Origin of the sequence: Cellulomonas fengjieae (assembly GCF_018388465.1) — a bacterium.
GTDB classification, from domain to species: domain Bacteria; phylum Actinomycetota; class Actinomycetes; order Actinomycetales; family Cellulomonadaceae; genus Cellulomonas; species Cellulomonas fengjieae.
Genome location: NZ_CP074404.1, coordinates 3,387,399 through 3,404,550 on the forward strand (window position 1 = coordinate 3,387,399; position 17,152 = coordinate 3,404,550).

12 protein-coding genes, 1 tRNA gene and 1 other RNA gene are annotated in these 17,152 nt (G+C 73.3%); 4 read left to right on the forward strand and 10 right to left on the reverse strand.

Annotated features, from left to right (window positions below; translation table 11 throughout):
• Position 1: 1 nt before the first annotated feature.
• The 9 genes from KG102_RS15655 to ffs form a co-directional block, all read right to left on the reverse strand.
• The gene (locus KG102_RS15655) at positions 2-424 is read right to left on the reverse strand and encodes a VOC family protein (protein WP_208288159.1); all 423 of its coding nucleotides are present in this window, start codon (positions 422-424) and stop codon (positions 2-4) included.
• Positions 421-2,673, reverse strand: coding sequence for a DNA polymerase III subunit gamma and tau (locus tag KG102_RS15660; protein ID WP_208288158.1), 2,253 nt, complete (start codon positions 2,671-2,673; stop codon positions 421-423). The genes KG102_RS15655 and KG102_RS15660 overlap by 4 nt, the downstream gene beginning before the upstream one ends.
• 68 nt (positions 2,674-2,741) lie before the next feature.
• Positions 2,742-3,377, reverse strand: coding sequence for an SUKH-4 family immunity protein (locus tag KG102_RS15665; RefSeq protein WP_208288157.1), 636 nt, complete (start codon positions 3,375-3,377; stop codon positions 2,742-2,744).
• Positions 3,378-3,430: 53 nt separating this feature from the next.
• Positions 3,431-3,712 carry a hypothetical protein gene (locus KG102_RS15670; protein ID WP_208288156.1) on the reverse strand — a complete coding sequence of 94 codons (282 nt, stop codon included), beginning with the start codon at positions 3,710-3,712 and terminating at the stop codon, positions 3,431-3,433.
• 76 nt (positions 3,713-3,788) lie between these two features.
• A complete protein-coding gene (locus KG102_RS15675; protein WP_213363000.1) occupies positions 3,789-4,151 on the reverse strand; it encodes a hypothetical protein in 363 nt (120 codons plus the stop codon).
• Positions 4,152-4,264: 113 nt separating this feature from the next.
• On the reverse strand, positions 4,265-10,390 hold the full coding sequence (locus tag KG102_RS15680) for a polymorphic toxin-type HINT domain-containing protein (RefSeq protein ID WP_208288155.1): 6,126 nt from the start codon (positions 10,388-10,390) through the stop codon (positions 4,265-4,267).
• A gap of 260 nt (positions 10,391-10,650) precedes the next feature.
• Positions 10,651-12,003, reverse strand: a complete 1,353-nt coding sequence (locus KG102_RS15685) for an FtsX-like permease family protein (protein ID WP_208288154.1) — start codon at positions 12,001-12,003, stop codon at positions 10,651-10,653.
• The gene (locus KG102_RS15690) at positions 12,000-12,686 is read right to left on the reverse strand and encodes an ABC transporter ATP-binding protein (RefSeq protein ID WP_208288153.1); all 687 of its coding nucleotides are present in this window, start codon (positions 12,684-12,686) and stop codon (positions 12,000-12,002) included. The genes KG102_RS15685 and KG102_RS15690 overlap by 4 nt, the downstream gene beginning before the upstream one ends.
• Before the next feature lie 128 nt (positions 12,687-12,814).
• Positions 12,815-12,911: signal recognition particle sRNA small type (gene ffs, locus KG102_RS15695), an RNA gene on the reverse strand.
• An 83-nt stretch (positions 12,912-12,994) separates the two neighbouring features.
• Here ffs and KG102_RS15700 point away from each other — a divergent pair.
• The 4 genes from KG102_RS15700 to KG102_RS15715 all read left to right on the forward strand — a co-directional run bounded on the left by KG102_RS15700 (position 12,995) and on the right by KG102_RS15715 (position 15,631).
• Positions 12,995-13,492 (forward strand): PH domain-containing protein, encoded by a 498-nt coding sequence (locus KG102_RS15700; RefSeq protein ID WP_208212857.1) that lies wholly within the window; start codon positions 12,995-12,997, stop codon positions 13,490-13,492.
• Complete coding sequence (locus KG102_RS15705; protein ID WP_208288152.1) at positions 13,489-15,063, forward strand: PH domain-containing protein; 1,575 nt, start codon at positions 13,489-13,491, stop codon at positions 15,061-15,063. The genes KG102_RS15700 and KG102_RS15705 overlap by 4 nt, the downstream gene beginning before the upstream one ends.
• Before the next feature lie 13 nt (positions 15,064-15,076).
• Positions 15,077-15,487, forward strand: a complete 411-nt coding sequence (gene tsaA / locus KG102_RS15710; RefSeq protein WP_208288151.1) for a tRNA (N6-threonylcarbamoyladenosine(37)-N6)-methyltransferase TrmO — start codon at positions 15,077-15,079, stop codon at positions 15,485-15,487.
• A 59-nt stretch (positions 15,488-15,546) separates the two neighbouring features.
• Positions 15,547-15,631 (forward strand) — tRNA-Ser (locus tag KG102_RS15715).
• Positions 15,632-15,717: 86 nt separating this feature from the next.
• On the opposite strand, the gene KG102_RS15720 is transcribed toward KG102_RS15715, so the two are convergent.
• Positions 15,718-17,037 (reverse strand): hypothetical protein, encoded by a 1,320-nt coding sequence (locus KG102_RS15720; RefSeq protein ID WP_208288150.1) that lies wholly within the window; start codon positions 17,035-17,037, stop codon positions 15,718-15,720.
• Between the last annotated feature and the right edge of the window lie 115 nt (positions 17,038-17,152).

A 17,152-nucleotide genomic window follows, 5' to 3' on the forward strand; every position in this document is an offset into this window, starting at 1 on the left:
CCTACGGGGTCGAGGCGGCCCCGCCGTCGGACGCCACCAGCTCCACCTCGAAGCCGTGGTCGTCCTCGAGGTAGGCGGCGTAGTGCTGCGGGCCGCCCGCGAACGGGTGCCGGTCCGCGAACAGGAGCGACCAGCCGTGCGCGGGGGCCGCCGCGACGAGCGCGTCGACCTCCACCCGGGTGCCCGCCCACAGCGCGAGATGGTTCATCCCGGGGCGGAGCCGGTCGTGCGGCGCCGGCGCCACGTCCGGCCCGGACTCCAGCACGACGTACGGTCCGGCGCCCCGTCCCCAGCTGACCCCGGACGACCACCGCTCACGGACCTCGTAGCCGAGACGCGCCAGGAGCCAGCCCCAGCTGCGATCCGCCGCCGCCAGGTCGCCCACCCAGATCTCGAGGTGGTGCAGGCCGCCGGGGGTGGTCACGACGTGCCGTCGTCCAGCTGCTCGTCGATGACCGTCCCGCCCAGCATCTGCGCCACCAGGGGCGCGCCGCTCAGGCTCGACGTGGTGATGTCGGGGTCGTCCGGGGACGGGTCGTCGGGCACGCTCGTAGCGGTGCGCGACGCCGACTCCCGGGCAGCCGCCGTGCCGCGCTCACGGGCCGTACCGCGCGCCGGCGGTGCGACGTCCGGCGGGGGTGCGTCGGGCGCGGCCGGTTCGCCGGGCTCGTCGTCCGGGGGCTCGACGATCGGCGGCTCGTCGTCCCACGAGGCCGCCGCCTCCGCGGGCGTCACCGCGCGCGGGTTCGACCGGTCGTCGGCCGCCCGGGGTGCCGGAGCGCTGACCGGGGCGGGTGCTGCGACCTGCTCCGCGAGGATGCCCTCGACCCGGACGTCGAACCCGAGCGTCTCGCGGACGGCCCGCGCGACGACGTCCGCGTGGGCGCCGTTGCGGAACGTGGTGGCGAGCGCCGGGTTGTCGAAGGCCACCCGCAGCGTGGTCGCGTCGAGGTCGGCCACCTGGGCGTTGCGCGGGTCGACGAGCGCCCACGTGACGCGGCGCAGGCCCTTGACCGTCTCCAGGACCTCGGGCCAGCGGCGGCGCAGCACCTCGGTGTCAGGGCCGACGGCGCCCCCGCGGGCGGCGGCCGGCGGCGGTGTCGCGGCAGCCGGCGCGGAGACGCGGGTGGGTGGCGCATCGGCGGTGGCGACGTCCGGCCTCGTCCGCACGGGCTCAGCCCGTGCGGGTTCCGCCTGAGCAGGTTCGGCCTGAGCAGGTTCGGCCTGTGCCGGTTCGGCCGGTGCCGGTTCGGCCTCTGCGGTCTCGGCTCGTGCGGTTTCCGCCCCGGCACCGGGACGCTGCGGCGAGCTCCCCGGTTCGGAGACGATGTCGCCGTCGGCTGGTGCGGGATCGGGCGTCCGTGCGGCGACGCGCTCAACTGCCACCACAGGCTCGGCGGGCGCTGCGACAGCAGGCGCCGGGGCGCTCTCGGGGGCGCGTACCGGCGCGGGCGCGGGCGCCTGCGGGCCTGCGGTCGGCACACGGACACCGGTGCCGTCGCTCGGCAGACCGCGCTCCAGCCGGTCGAGGCGCGCGCCGAGGCCGGAGCGGGTGTCCTCGACCGCGGGCAGCAGCAGGCGCGCCATGAGCAGCTCGAGGTGCAGCCGGGGGGACGTCGCACCGGACATCTCGGTGAGGGCGGCGTTGCACAGGTCCGCCGACCGGGACAGCTCCGAGGCGCCCAGGTGGCGCGCCTGCAGCCGCATGCGGTCGAGCTGGTCGCTCGGCACGTCGCGCAGCGCGGCGTCGGCGGCGTCGCCGGAGGCCGCGATGACGATGAGGTCGCGCAGGCGCTCGAGCAGGTCCTCGACGAAGCGCCGCGGCTCGTGGCCGGTGGAGATCACGCGCTCGACCACGCGGAACGCGGAGGCCCCGTCACGGGCGGCGATCGCCTCCACCAGGTCGTCCAGCAGCGACGCCTGGGTGTAGCCGAGCAGCGCCGCGGCGCCCTCGTACTCGAGCTCGCTGCCGCCGGAGCCGGCGATCAGCTGGTCGAGCACCGAGAGGGTGTCGCGCACGGAGCCCCCGCCTGCGCGGACGACCAGCGGCAGGACGCCGGACGCCACGCGCACGCCCTCGCTGTCGCAGAGCTGCTGCAGGTACGGCACCAGCACGTCCGGCGGCACCAGGCGGAACGGGTAGTGGTGGGTGCGCGAGCGGATGGTGCCGATGACCTTGTCCGGCTCGGTCGTCGCGAAGATGAACTTGATGTGCGGCGGCGGCTCCTCGACGATCTTGAGCAGCGCGTTGAAGCCCTGGTTCGAGACCATGTGGGCCTCGTCGAGGATGAACACCTTGTAGCGGTCGCGGGCGGGCGCGAACGTGGCGCGCTCCCGCAGCTCGCGGGCGTCGTCGACGCCGCCGTGGCTGGCCGCGTCGATCTCGACCACGTCGAGGCTGCCGGGGCCGCCGCGCGCCAGCTCGACGCACGACTCGCACACGTCGCACGGGGTGTCGGACGGGTTCTCCTCGGTGTTCTGCGCGCAGTTGAGGATGCGCGCCAGGATCCGGGCCGACGTCGTCTTCCCGCAGCCGCGCGGCCCGGAGAACAGGTACGCGTGGTTGACCTGCCCGCTGCGCAACGCCTGCCGCAGGGGCGCGGTCACATGGTCCTGACCGATGACCTCGGCGAAGTTCTCGGGCCGGTAGCGCCGGTACAGGGCTGTCGTCACGCCACGAACCCTAGACGCCCATGCCCACACCGGCGCCCTCGTACCGGGTCACCTCGCCCAGAACCCGGTCACCAGACGTCCAGCAGGAGGTCCGCCCAGAACCCGGACGCCGGATCGACTTGCGGATCGATCCGCCGGAGCCGTTCCAGCACGTAGCGGCACAGGTCCTCGTAGGCGTCGAACGGGTCGGGCAGGTCCGCGCCTCGACCCTCCCGCCACGCGCGGTCGTCGGCCACACTCACCCGCGCCTGTTCCTCGGCGAGGATCGGGACGAGCGCACCCCACCGCCAGGCGAGCTCGACGAACTGGGGCACCGACGTGCTGACGAGCGACGGGAGCAGACCCGAGGGGTACAGCGGTTCCAGCTGCGGATGGACGTCGCGCGAGCTGGGAACCGCCGTGACCGACCCGCTGGGTAGAGCGCAGACCCGCGAGACACCGAACCGCGCCAGGCGGTAGTACTCGGTTCCGTCGGCCACCTCGGGGCGACGGCCGGACTGGAACGACGCGAGGAACCTCGAGAGATCGTCGTCACGCGGACCGGGCAGGCCGTACCTCGCGAGTGAGGCCTTCGCCTCCGCGGGCAGGCTCCAGGCGTCGACCTGCGGCCCGGGGAGGACCGCTGCACCGCCGGACGTCGCGAGGAGCGTCACGCTCTGGTCGAGCACGAGGTCGACCGCGGCCCGCGCGTCGGTGTGTGTCACGGTCGGCCCCTCCCTGCTTCCCGGCCTGTCGGTCGGGGACCGGACCCGTGCTGTCACGGCTCATACGTCGCCGACCTCAGCTGGTGGTCCCTGAGCTCCGGGTGGTCGAGCGTGCTCGGGTGGCCGTCGGTGAGGTCGTCCTCCGCGAACGAGACCATGCCGGTGGCGACAAGACCCTCGGAGCCCTCGCTGGAGGTCAACGAGAAGACGGTGGGTCGGCGGGCGAGCACGGCGCCGAACTCTCGGCGCAGGTCCACGTCGCGCGGGTCCGGCACGTCGACGACCAGGTCGGTGTACGAGCGGACGAGCCGCACCGCCTCGACCATCCTGAACATCACGTCGACGCTACGTGGAACGCCCACAGACGGAAGGGCCGCTCGAAGAGCCACGGAAGGTCATGAGGGCTCGTCGTCATCGGTGGGTGTCGTCCCCAAGCCATCGTCGAAGCGCGGCTTCCTCCACCTCGGACGCGGGGTCGGGGCCGCACAACCGACGTAGTTCCTGGAAGAACTCGATCCCGGAGCGGGCCACGACGTCGTAGAGCTCGTCGCTCGGCGCGACCGCGCTGCGGTGGATCGACCTGTCCGAGGTCGTCACGGTCAGCAGGACGTTGCCCTCCCACTGCGTCGTCGCCGTGAACGCCACGGGCTGATCGGGAAAGTACCTCTTGCCTGAGCCAGACTGACGACACTCATCGAGGGCCTGGACGACGAAGGGCCACAGCCAGTTGACGTCGTCCCACAGCTCCGGCCCCAGCAGCTCGACGCCATCCACGACGAGACTGATCGCACCCGGGACGTAGTCGCACCCACCGTCATGACGGTCCGCCTCACGGATCGGTTGGAACTGGCCGTCGACCCGCACGTAGCTCTGTGCGGTGACTCGGTTCAATCCAGCACACCCGGGTAGAACTGGCCGATGCGCCCTCTGCTCACACCCATAACGTAATCCACCCCGTTGACCCTCCCTTGGACCTGGCCGTAGCCGCCGTCGATCTTCATCAGCATGTCCCGGTTCTGGCGGACCACCTCGCTCAAGGTGGACTGGACATCGTCAATTGACATCGACTTGTCGAAGAATGACTGGTGGCCCTTCACCGACCCGTCCCAGTAGGTGGGGTGGTGCCTCTTCAGGATGTGCGTCATCCCGGTCTTGTCCAGCTGGAACGTCGACCTACCTAGCGAGAAGCGCTGGCTCTGCCAGTCACGCAGCGCAGTGAGGCACGTGTTGTGGACCAGCACGTCCTGTACGCCTACGTGGTATGTGTGGATTCCCTCTACGGCGAGGTTGTACGCGGACTCCGTCCGCGCGCTCGCTCCGTGCAACCCGTTTACCGCGACCGCACGCCCGTTCGCCGTCAGCACCTGCTCGCCGGCCGCGAGCTCGTCCGCACGCTCGAACCTCTGGTCGGTGACGGACCAGAACGGGTGGTCCTCCGTCGTCGCCAGCACGTGGCCGCCGTCGACCTCGAGGTCCGTGATGGTGTCCTCGTGCTCGAAGACGTGCACCACTTCCCGGGACTCTTGCTCACCGGACTCGGGGTCCGACGCAACGACCTGGTCCCCGACCTCGACCTCGGCGATGGGCTTTCGGGAGCCGTCGGCCATCAGGACGAGCGTCGAGCCCTCGAACGAGCAGGCCTGGGCCCCGGTCTCCGCCGCGTCGTCTGCGGCACGCGTCTGGGCCTTCGCGTTGGCCTTCTTGGCGGACGCGACCTCCTTGCTGGTCTTCGTCGCGACCGTCTTGGTCGACGCCGCCGCGTCCTGCGCCTGCTTGGCCGCGGTGTTGGCCTTGGACACCGCCGCGGCGTCCGGGGTGACCTTCGTGGGCGTCGCCTTGGGGATGTCGTCGAGCGCGCGCCGGGCGGCCTTGAGCTTGGAGTACCCCTCGACCAGGCGCTTGCCGACCCCGACCGCCTTGATCGCGACCTTGGCGGCCTTGAAGAGCTTGCCCCACGGCACCGCGTTCAAGGCCGTGGAGATGCACGCGACGATGTCACCCTCGGTGATGCACTTCTTGGCGTCCGTGAACCCGATCAGGTCCAGGACCAGCGACATGATCTCGTCGCCGATCTGCGAGACCAGCGCCTCGGCCTCGGCGACAGCCTTCTTGGCCGCCTCCCGCTGCCCCGCGAACGGATCCGTCGAGGTCGACGACGCGTCGGTACCCGTGCCCTTCTCGGGCAGCATGCCCGTGGGGTCCGTGGTGAACGTGGGGCGGTTGGCCACGTAGGCGTACGACGAGACCGCGGCGTCCTGCCCTGACCCGGCAACCGGGTCCACCGAGTCGAACCGACCCGTCGAGGTGTCGTAGTTGCGGGCCCGCAGCTGGTACCGGTCCGACTGCGTCACGTCCCGGTACCCGCCCGCGTACTGCAACGGGTTGCTCGGCGCGCCCTCGTCGAGCTGCTGCCCCCCGCCGACGAGGTCGGTCCCGCGCGCGCCTCCGAACGGGTCGTAGTCGTAGGCCCACTGCGGCGCCCCGGAGGCGGACACCATCCCGGAGACACCCCCGAGCCAGTCACGGACGTAGGCGGAGAATCCGCCCTCCTCCTCAGACGGAGCACCGTCGAACAGGGCCAGCGGTGACCCGTCCGGCGCGTACAGGAAGGACGTCTGCGTCGAGGACGCCACGCCACCGTCCGCACCGAGCTCCGACAGCGTCTCGCTCGCCAGCATCGGCATGCCAGCCGCGATGTCCCACGACCAGTCCGTCGCGGACCCGGTACCCACAGCCTGGCCCTCCGGGCGCGTGACCGACCCGAGGCGCATCCCGGCACCGTCGTACGAGTAGCGAGTCGACTCGCCCCCCACGGTGGCGGACGCCAGCGAGCGGTCCAGGTCGTACGTGTACCTCTCGTCGCCCGCACGCGTCTGGTTGCCCTCGGCGTCGTACGCGTACTCCCGCGTCCCGGGGCGCACGTCGGCCACGCCGGACACCTCCCCGGTGACCGAGGTGACCTCGCGCGTCAGCTGGTCGCCCGCGTCGTAGGTGTAGGCGGTGCTCGCCGAGCCCGTCGCGGTCGTGACCTTCTGGGTCTTCCGGTTGCCGACGAGGTCGTAGGAGTAGTCGAACCGCTCCGCCGCCGCGGCGCCCGGCTCGCAGCTTTGCGCGCCGTAGCACGCCGACGTCAGCCGGTGCGCCTTGTCGTACGCGTAGGACGTCGCCTCGGTGACCTGCGTCCCGCCGGGCGTGGTGGTCCGCGCCGCGGTGATCCGCGTGGGGTTGCCCGCGGCGTCCAGGTCCAGGTCGTGCGAGGAGACGACCTCCCCGTCGGCGCGCGTGGTGGCGATCCGGGTCATCCGGCCCGCCGGGTCGTACGCGCGCTCCTCCGTCAGGCCCGTCGACTCCGGGAACGTGATCGACGTCAGCTGGTCGGCGACGTCGTACCCGAACCCGTAGGCCGCGCTCGAGCCGGCTCGGGTGGCCGTCAGCGACGTGAGCCGGTCCGCGACGTCGTACGTGGCGGCGACCGTGGTGCCGTCCGGGTACGTGCGTGACGTGATGTTGTCCTGGTCGTCGTACGCGTAGGTGAACGTCTCGACGGACCCGTCCACCGCCGTGCGGGTCGCCGCCGTGAGCAGGCCCGTGGCGTCGAAGGTGTGCTCACGGACGCCGCTCGCGTCGGCGAGCGAGACGAGGCGGTTCTTCGCGTCGTAGCCGTAGGTGAACACCTTCCCGTCGGCGCCGAGCGTCTTCGACGTCAGCCGGTCGAGCGTGTCGTACTCGAGGAAGACCGTGCGGGCCTCCCTGTTCGGGTCGACGCGCGGGTCGCCCTCGACGACGCGGGCGGTGACGAGCTGCGTGAGGTTGGAGTTCGCGTCGTACACGTACTCGCGGCGCCGGCCCAGCGGGTCGGTGGTCGCCTTGGTGCGGCCGGCGCGGTCGTACTCGAGCGCCGCCTCGTGACCGAGCGGGTCCCGGCGCTTGATGACCTGGCCGTTCGCGTCGTACAGGTAACGCAGCGACTGCTGCTCGCCGTTCGCGTCCGGTCCGACGACGGACGTCAGCCGGTCGCCCTCGTCGTAGGCGTACCGCACCACCGAACCGACCGGGTCCGTGGTCGACGAGAGCCGCCCGACGGCGTCGTACGCCGCCTTGGTGACGTGACCGAGCGGGTCGCGGACCTCGACGGGGTTGCCCGACTGGTCGTAGGAGTAACGGGTGGTGAATGCGGCCGGGTCGGCGCCCTCGACGTGTCCGCGCGGCTCGGTGATCGCCACCGGGCGGCCGTCGTCGTCGTACTCCCAGGTGATCACACCACCCGCCGCCGTGACCTGACGGGTGGGGTTGCCGGCCTGGTCGTACTCGATGCGCGCGGGTGACTCCACGCCCGAGCCGCCCGTGCGACGGCCGGCCTTGTCGTAGGTGAAGCCGAGGTCCTCGCCGGTCTCGTCCGAGATGTTCGTGACGTGGCCGGACGGGTCGTACCCGATGCCCGTCGTCGCGCCCAGCTCGTCGATCTGCTGGACCGGGCGGCCCAGCTCGTCGAAGCGGCTGTCGACCTGCACGAGCCGGCCCTGGGAGTCCGGACGCTCCGCGCGGATGAGGTTGCCGCGGAAGTCGTAGTGGAAGGTCGTGGTGTACGCGGTGCGCCGCGTGGTCGCGTCCCCCTCGGACTCGCCGTCGCGACGGGCCTGGTTGCCCAGCGGCAGGGTCTCCGTCTTCACGCGGCCCTGGCCGTCGTACGTCCACGACGTGCGGTTGCCCTCGCCGTCCGTCACCGACGCCGTGCGACCGGCCTTCGTGTACGTGTGCTCGGTGACGTTGCCGATCGGGTCCTTCAGCGTGACGAGCCGGCTCGAGTCGTCGTAGGTGTACCGGTAGGAGTTCGACAGCTGGTCGGTCGCGACCACGACGTTGCCGAGCTCGTCGTACGTGGTGCGGACGGGGGCGTTCTTGCCCGGGTCGACGCGTTCGAGCACGCGGTCCTGGTGGTCGTAGACGACCCGGGTCCGGAACGCGTCCTTGCTGGCACCCGCGACGGTTCCCCGCGGGTCGACCACGGACACCATCCGGCCCGTCTGGTCGTAGGTGAACTCGGTGCGGCGGCCGGTCGCCGCGATCTCCGCGGTGCGGTTGCCCGCCGTGTCGTACTCGTAGCGCGTGACCTTGCCGCGGGGGTCCTTGCGCTCGGTCAGCAGGCCGCGCGCGTCGTAGACGTAGGAGTAGCCGTCGGCCTGCTCGGGGTCCTTCTGACCGGTGAGCTCCTGCTGGGCGTTGTACGCGTACGACCAGGTGTTCCCGCGACCGTCGGTGTGCGCCGTCAGGTTGTTGCCGGCGTCGAAGGCGTTGCGCTCGACGTACTCGAAGGGCGCCGGGGCGACGCGCTCGACGGGGTTGCCGTTCGGGTCGTGCGACGCGCTCGCCTGGTTGCCGTCAGGGTCCACGACGAGCCCTTCGTTCAGGCGGTCGTCGTAGCGGTACGTGACCGTCTCGCCGTTGCCGTTCCGCGAGTAGAGGAGGACGTTGTCGCGGTACCCGTCGACCGAGACGACCCCGTCGGCGTCCGTGGTCGTGGCGACCTGCTCGTCGGCGTCCCACGCGAACTCGCTGACCGCGCCCGACGCGTCCGTCTGCCGGGTGACCCGGCCCGCGGCGTCGTACTCGTTGGCGACGTCCCGCTTGCCGCGCGCGTTGGTGACCTGGTCGAGCCGGCCGTCGCGGTCGTAGTGGTACTGCCACGTGTAGTTGCGCGCGTCCTGGACCTTGGCCAGGCGGCCGGCCTCGTAGTCGAACATCACGCTGCGCCCGTCGGGGAGCGTGATCTTGCTGATCGCCTCGACGTCGCGGCGGTTCTCGATGCGCACCACCCGGCCGGCCGCGTCCGTGACCGTCGTGAGCAGGCCCGCGCTGTCGTAGGCCAGCGTGACGCCGTGGCCTCGTGCGTCCTTCACGGACAGCAGCGCCCCCGACGCGTCGAACTCGAGCCGCCGCTGGTCCGGCGGCGTGAGCACCCAGCCGCCGCCGGGACGGTCGGTGAGCACCGCGCGCACGCCGGCGGGCCGCTCGTAGGACCCGTCCGCGGCGCGGGTGTAGACCGCCTCCGCGCCGTCCTCGGCACGCACCCGCACGGCGTCCGCATCGGTTCCGGCCTCGACCCGCGCGTCGTACGTCCACGTCCACCCCGCACCGAACATGCCGACGCCGGGGTTCGCCGACGAGTAGAACCGCACGGCCTGGAACGGGATGCCGAAGCCGGCCATCGTGAGGTCGGCCTCGGTGCGGTTGAACGCGCCGGTGCCGGTGTTGACCAGCGCGCCGCGCAGCTCCTGGCCGTCGACCGTCCGCCCGAGGACGTTCGGGCACGCGCAGCCCGCGGCCTGCTCGTCCGACAGGCTCGGCGGGACGACGGTCGCGCGCGGGTTCTCCGGGCCCGACGGCGCCGAGTCGGTCGGGGTTCCGTCCTCGGCGAGCACCGAGATGGTGACGGTGTACCGGCGCGCCGGGTCGAGCGCCCAGCCGTCGGCCGCGCCGAAGCTGCGGCAGAACTCGCGCGGCGACCCGCACCGGGCCAGGTCGTCCTTGTCGAGCTCGGCCGACGTCTGCTGGGCGCCCGACTCGACCTCCGTCACGGTCGCGCGCCAGCGGGCCCAGGACGTCGGGTCCCCGTCGGCCACCTCGGCGTCGAAGTAGACGACGAGCGACGTGTCGCCCAGCAGGTAGCCCGATCGCGCGATCACGTCGGTCGCGGCCCCGGCGGCCGCCCGGGCACCGGCGAGGAACGACTGCCGTGGCGCGGCCACGGCGGGCGCGGGCGTCGTCGGCTCGTCCGCTGCCTTCACCGGGGGCGGCTCCACGGGGACGTCGGCGGGGTCCACCGAGCGCACCGCGGTGGCGGGTAGCGGGCGCTGCACGGGTGCGGCGCCGTCACGCGCCGCGGGCGCCGGCGTCTCCGTCGCGGCGGCGACCAGCGGGGCCGTCCAGAGCACCGACGTCACCCCGACGGCGAGCGCCACGGCGTAGGCGACCCGCGAGCGACGGCGGGACGAGCGGATGGCGTGCGTCGACATTCGAGCCCCCTGTCGTGCGACGCGGGCACCCCTGCACCACGTCGTCGACGACCGTGCCCCCTGTGGCGTCGGCCGCGCGGACCACACGAAAGGGGATGCCGCACGTCGGGGGCCATGCCGTGCTCAGATGGCGAGATGGACGCCTGTCCGGGGATTGGGAGCGGTCTCACGCCACCGGCGGGCGTCCTCGCAGGTGGGGCGAGATGTGCCGGTTTGTCACGGGTTGGCTCCCACACATTCCCATGACAGAACTCTCATGCTCAGTCGGCGCGGACCACCGTGTCGGCCAGCACCGAGCGCAAGAGCGGGCGCGACGTCTCCGTCGCGGCGAACACCAGGGCACAGCCCCCGGTGAGGAACCCGAACAGCAGCAGGAGCCCGCCCGGCGACGTGAGCGCCACCACGCCGAACAGCGGGAAGAACATGACCAGCGCGGTCACCGCGGAACCGACCGCGACGAACAGCAGCGGCACGAGCACCGAGCGCCGGCGCACGGAGTCGTGGAGCTCGACCGGCATCCCGGCGAGGTTCTGCAGCGCGATCTCGCGACGCCGGTCCAGCACGCCCGCGGCCTGCGCGATCCCCGCGGAGACGGCCGCCAGGAGGAACGCGACCACCAGCGTGACCATGCCGCCGGTGACCAGGTCGGCCATGAGGATCGCGCCCTGCGGGTCGGTGTCGGTCGCCGCGAGCGCGGGCAGGACGGCGAGCGCCCCGGCCACGAAGCCGGCCAGCCCCAGCCCGCCGACCACCCGCCACGCGGCCTTCGGGTCGTCGAGGAGCCTGCGCGCGGCGAGCAGCCGGGCCGGCGTCGTCGCGCGACGCAGCTGCACCCTCCCGACGAGACCGAGCACCCAGGGACCGACGACGTTCAGCGTGGCGAAGCCGAGGGCGAGCGCCCCGAGCAGCACACCGATCGCGGCGGCGCCGAGCATCCCCGCGGCCTGCGTGACCACCATGAAGAGCCCGATGCCGACGACGGCGACGACCGCGCGCAGCCACGTCATCTTCTTCGGGGTCTCCCGCCGCGCGACGCCGAGGGGGGACACGCTCACCCGCCGCAACGAGACGGCCGCGGACACGGCCCCGAGCAGGGGGACTGCGAGCACCGCGATCGCGAGGCCCCGCCAGCCGACCCAGAGCTCGCCCACGCTGAAGGTGGTGCCCTGGAACGGGAGCAGGGCGCAGACGGGCAGGAGGGCGAGGTAGAGCGCGATGCCGAGCACGGCGCCGACCAGGCCCTGCCACGCCGTCTCGGCGACCGTCAGCCCCACGACCTCGCGCGGGGTCGCGCCGAGCAGGCGCAGGGTGGACAGGCGGGCGTCCCGTCGCGCGACGCCCAGCCGCGCGGCCGCACCCGCCAGCGTGACCAGCGGCACGACGAGCAGCACGACGGCCACCCACGCCAGGCTGACGTAGACGCGGGCGTCGTCGGCCCGGCCGGGTTCGAGCGGCTGCCCGGCGCGGCCGGTGAAGCCGACCAGCCCGCCGACGACGCTGAGCGTGAGGCCCGTGGTCACGGCGAACGCCGTGACCGCCAGGGAGGTGGTCAACCGGGCGTCGCGCCCGCCCGCGCGCTGGAACCGGGGCGCGAGCGCGAGGACGGCGTTCACCGGGCGCCCTCCGCCGACCGCACGAGTCCGTCACGGACCTCGATCCGGCGGTCGCACCAGTCCGCGACCTGCGCGTCGTGGGTGACCAGGACCAGCGACGCCCCCGCCGCCCTGGTGGTCTCCGTGAGGATCCGCATCACCTCGTGGCCGGTGGCCTGGTCGAGCGCTCCGGTGGGCTCATCGGCGAACACGACCGCCGGACCGGTGATGAGCGCCCGCGCGACCGCGACGCGCTGGGCCTGACCGCCCGACAGCTCGCCGGGCCGACGCCACTCCATGCCGGCCAGGCCGAGGGAGACCAGCCACCGCCCCGCGAGCTCGGTGGCCTCACGCCGCGGGGTGCCCAGCAGCATCGATGGCAGGGCCACGTTCTCGATCGCCGGCAGCTCGGAGAGCAGCTGGCCGAACTGGAAGACGAACCCGTAGCGCCGGCGGCGCAGCAGCGAGCGCTCGCGGTCGGACAGCCGACCCACCTCCTGGCCGTCGAGTGCGACGGTGCCCGCATCGGCAGGCAGGATGCCGGCCAGGCAGTGCAGGAGCGTGGACTTGCCGGAGCCCGACGGGCCCATGACGGCGAGCGACTCCCCGTCGGCGAGGTCGACGTCCACGCCCGCGAGCGCGACGGTGGGTCCGAACTGCTTGGCGAGGCCGCGGGCGGACAGGCGTGGGGTCGCGGGGATCATGCGTCCAGGCTGCCGACGACGTCACGTGGGCCGCGTCGGCCCGGGGTCCCCCGCAGCACGGCCCGGTGTGCGCCCAGGGTGGGACGCGCGTCCGCCCGTCGGCGGACCGGGACCTGCGGACGAGGACATGAGAGGACCCCCCGCACACCCGCCAGAGCTCACCTGCCCTTGCTGCCTTCCGGCCCTGGGGGAGTTCAGCGAGATGACGCCGTACGAGGGGTCTGGAAAAGAGACTAGCCCAGGGGTGCGCGTGTCCCGAAACCGGCCGGCCCTACCCTGGCGTCCCCGGCACCGACGAAGGGACCTCGATGACGACGCCCGGCACGACACCTCGCCCGCCCCGACACCAGGTCGACCCGCGAGCGGTGCGCTACTGGTTCACGTCGGCCCTGATCACGCTGGTCGTGGTCGTCGTCGCGGCGGTGGTGCCCGCCCTGCTGTGGGAAGCAGCCCGCCCCTGGTTCCTCGGCATTGGCGCCGTGGTCGTGCTCCTCGTGCTCCCCCGGGTCGTCGTCGCCCCGTGGTTGCGGTACCGGACGCACCGCTGGGAGGCGACCGAGACGGCCGTGTACTCCCGGACCGGGTGGTGGGGCCGGCAGTGGCGGATCGCCCCCCTGTCCCGGGTGCAGACCGTGGAGGCCACGCGCAACCCGCTGCACCAGGCGTTCGGCCTCGCGGCGGTGTCGGTGACGACGGCGTCGGCGCAGGGCGCGATCGTCATCCAGGGCCTCGACGCAGCGGTGGCCGACGAGCTCGTCGCGGCGCTCACGACGGCCACCGAGCACACCCGGGGCGACGCGACGTGAGCACACCGGCCGACGACGCGACACCCGAGGCGACACCGGTGAGCGACGTGCCGTGGGAGCGGCTCGACGCGCGGATCGTGCTGGCGGCGTTCCTCAGCGGTCTGGTCCGGCTCGCCCCCGCCGCGATCGCGTGGTGGCTCTTCGACCAGGACGACGTCGCCGCGCGGGTGACCGTGGCCGCCCTCGCGGCCGTCGCGCTGGTCCACCCCGCCAACGAGGCGCTGAAGTTCCTCAAGATCCGGTACCGGATCACGCCGAGCGAGCTGCAGGTGCGCAAGGGCCTGCTCGTGCGGAGCGCGCACACCGTGCCCCTGCACCGGATCCGGACCGTCGACATCACGGCCCCCCTCCTGCACCGGCTCCTCGGCCTGGCCGTCCTGACCGTCGGCACCGGCAGCAACCGGATGACGGACACCAGCACGGGGGTGTCGCTGGGCGGGCTCCGGGAACCCGTCGCCGCGTCGTTGCGCTCGCGCCTCCTGCGGGAGACGCGGGTCCCCACCGACGACCCCGAACCCTCGGCGGCCGACGACACCGCGCCGGCGGACGACACGGTCGCCGGCCTGCGCTGGGGGTGGATCGTCTACGCGATGTCGGGGCTGTGGCTCGTGCTCGGCTCCGTGTCGGTCGGCGGGACGCTGTTCGGCATGGCGTCGCTGGTCGGGCGTGCGGACTGGCTCACCGGTGGGGTGGCCGCGGCGTGGGTGGCCCTCGGGACGTTCGCCGCCGCCGTCGCCCTGGTGGTGTTCCTGCTGGTGGGCGCGCTCGCGGGGGCCGTGACGTTCGTGACCGGCTGGTGGGGCTACCGGCTCGTGCGCGAGCCGGGTGGCACGTTCGTGGCGACGCGCGGGCTGCTCACCACGCGCTCGTTCACCGCCGACCCGGCGCGGATGCGCGGCGTCACGCTCACGAGCTCCCCGATCGTCCGCCTGCTCGGCGGCGCGCTGGCCCGCCCGGTGATGACGGGCGTCAGCCTGAGCCAGGAGATGCGCGAGGCCGCCGCGCTGCTGCCCACGACGACGCGCGAGGAGGCCGTCCGCCTCGCCGACACGCTGCTCGGCGCTCCCGTCCTGCAGCCGCTCGAGGACGGCGCCGTCCGGCTCGTCACCCACCCGCCGGCCGCTCGTCGGCGGGCGGTGGCCCGCTGGCTGATCGCCGACGCCGTCGTCGCGGGCCTGCTCGCGCTCGGCGTCACGCTCGGCGGCTGGTCCGGGTGGCTGCTCGCGGTGCCCGTCGCGCTGCTGCCGCTGTGCGTGCTCGCCGGACGCGCGGCGTACCGCGCGCTGGGGCACGCCCTGGTCGACGACCGCCTCTACCTGCAACGCGGGGTCGTGCTCCGCCGCACGGATGCGCTCGAGGTCCGCGGGATCTCCGGGGCGACCGTCACCCAGAGCCCGGTGCAGCGCTGGCTCGGGCTCGCCCACCTGGTCGCGACGACGGCCGCCGGGGAGCAGGCCTACCGCGCGGTCGACGTGGCGGTCGGCGACGCCACCGCGCTCGCCGCGGCGCTCACCGCCGAGCCGGGCATCGCGTCGCCGGCACCGGCCGACGCCCGGGCGCTGGGTGTCTGACTACGCTCGCGGGATGGACGGTGCCGACCTCCACCCCGTCGGCTGGGTGCGCAGCCCGGTCGCCGACCGCGCCGACGCGGTCCGCCAGGGGGACGAGGGCGCGCCCGACGTCGTGATCGACCTGGTCCCCGCGGTCGCCGCAGCCGCGGCCGACCTGCGCGCGGGCGACGAGCTCCTGCTGCTCACCTGGCTGCACCTCGCCGACCGCACGACGCTCGCCGTGCACCCGCGCGGCGACGTGACCCGGCCGTCGACCGGCGTGTTCGCGACGCGCTCCCCCGACCGGCCGAACCCGATCGGCCTGCACCGGGTCCGCGTCCTCGACGTCGACGGGCTGCACGTGCACGTGTCGGGCTGCGAAGCGGTCGACGGGACACCGGTGGTCGACATCAAGCCCGTGCTGGGGTCCGTCGAGGACCGGTGAGCCCCGCGGTCGGGGGCGATTCGGCCCGGCCGCCGCGGTCGGGTATCCTCTGTCGGCCGGGAGGATTCGCCTAGTGGCCTATGGCGCACGCTTGGAAAGCGTGTTGGGTGAAAGCCCTCGGGGGTTCGAATCCCCCATCCTCCGCGCACCGAAGGGCCCGTCACCGCAGCGATGTGGGTGACGGGCCCTTCGTCGTCGCAGCATCCTTCGCACGACGAAGTCAGCACCCGCTAGGCGGCGTTCCAGCCGCTGACGAACGCGGCCAGGGTGTCGGCCTCCTCGGCCGACGGGTCGCCGAACGGGTCGAGCGCCGCCGCGGTCAGACCCGCGGTGGCGACGAACCGGAAGCCGATGCCGGACCCGGGGCGCACCTCGATCACGGTGCCGGCCGGGGTGCTCGCCAGTGCGCGGGCGAGGTCGCCGACCTGCGCGTCGGTGAGGTCCTGCGTGCGCACGTCGAGCGCGTTCGCGTCGAGGTCCACGGCCGTGAGCAGAGCGGCCCACGCCGGTGCGGACAGCGCGTCGAGGACGGGTCGGTAGGCGGTCAACGGCTCGGCGCTGGACGAGATGCTGAACTGCTCGTCGGCCGTCTCGATCCGCAGGATCACCCCGTCGTACAGCGGGCCGTCGCCGACGGCGGCGAACATCGCCCACGCCGTCGCGAGGTCGGGCACGGTGACCCTGGCCAGCTCCGGGGAGAGCACCGCACCGAGCACCGGCCCCGCGGCCGACAGCTCGGCCACCAGGGCGTCGGCGGCGGTGTAGTCGCCGGTGCCGGTCTTGGTGACCACCCCGAACTGCACGCTCACGGAGATGCCGGGCGCGGCCTGCTGGGCGAGCGCCAGGACGGCGGGCGTCTCGGCGACGTCCACGCGCAGGTCCAGGCCGGTGTCGGTCAGATGCGCCTCGGTGACGGGGTACGCGGCGAGCACCGCCTCGTACGCCGCGCGCGCTGCGGCCGCTCCCGTGCTGCGGTCCGCGGTGATCGAGAAGGCCCCGTCGACGTCCCGCACTGCCAGCACGTCCCCGGCGCGCAGCCCCTTCGCGGAGAGCCTGGTGCGCAGCCCGTCGAAGTCGGCGAGGACGTCCGGGCTCGTGACCATGACGTCGGCGTCGTCCGCGCGGGAGGCCTCGCCCACATAGAGCTCCGTCGCCGCGGTGCTGCGGTCGACGTCGTGGGCGAGCGTGATCATCGCGCGGTTGGCGGCGGCGGCGTCCGGGAACACGGGGAAGCGGGTGGTGAAGTCACCCCGGGTGTATCCGATCGAGAAGGTCGCGGCGGCACGGGACTCGAAGCTCGTGGCGCGGCGCGCGACCTCGACCATCTGCTCGATCGTCGCATCGGGATCGACGACGACACCGGCCCAGAGGGTGCCCACCCACGGGAGGTCGTTGTTGGACCGCATGTCGAAGCCCTCGACGTGCTCCGTGCCGGCCATCCACTCCTCGAACTGGTCGCCGGCCTCGGAGCCCGCATCGACCGACCCGCAGGCGGTCACACCGGTCAAGCCGATGAGGAGAGCGAGGACGAGGCCGGCACGGCGGATCACGGTGTTCCTCCACGGATCGGATCGGATCGGCGCAGGGACCTACCGCTGCGCCAGGGTGAACCTACGCCGACCGCACGTGTGCACCCGCAGGCGCGCGCAACGCGTCCCGCCGAAT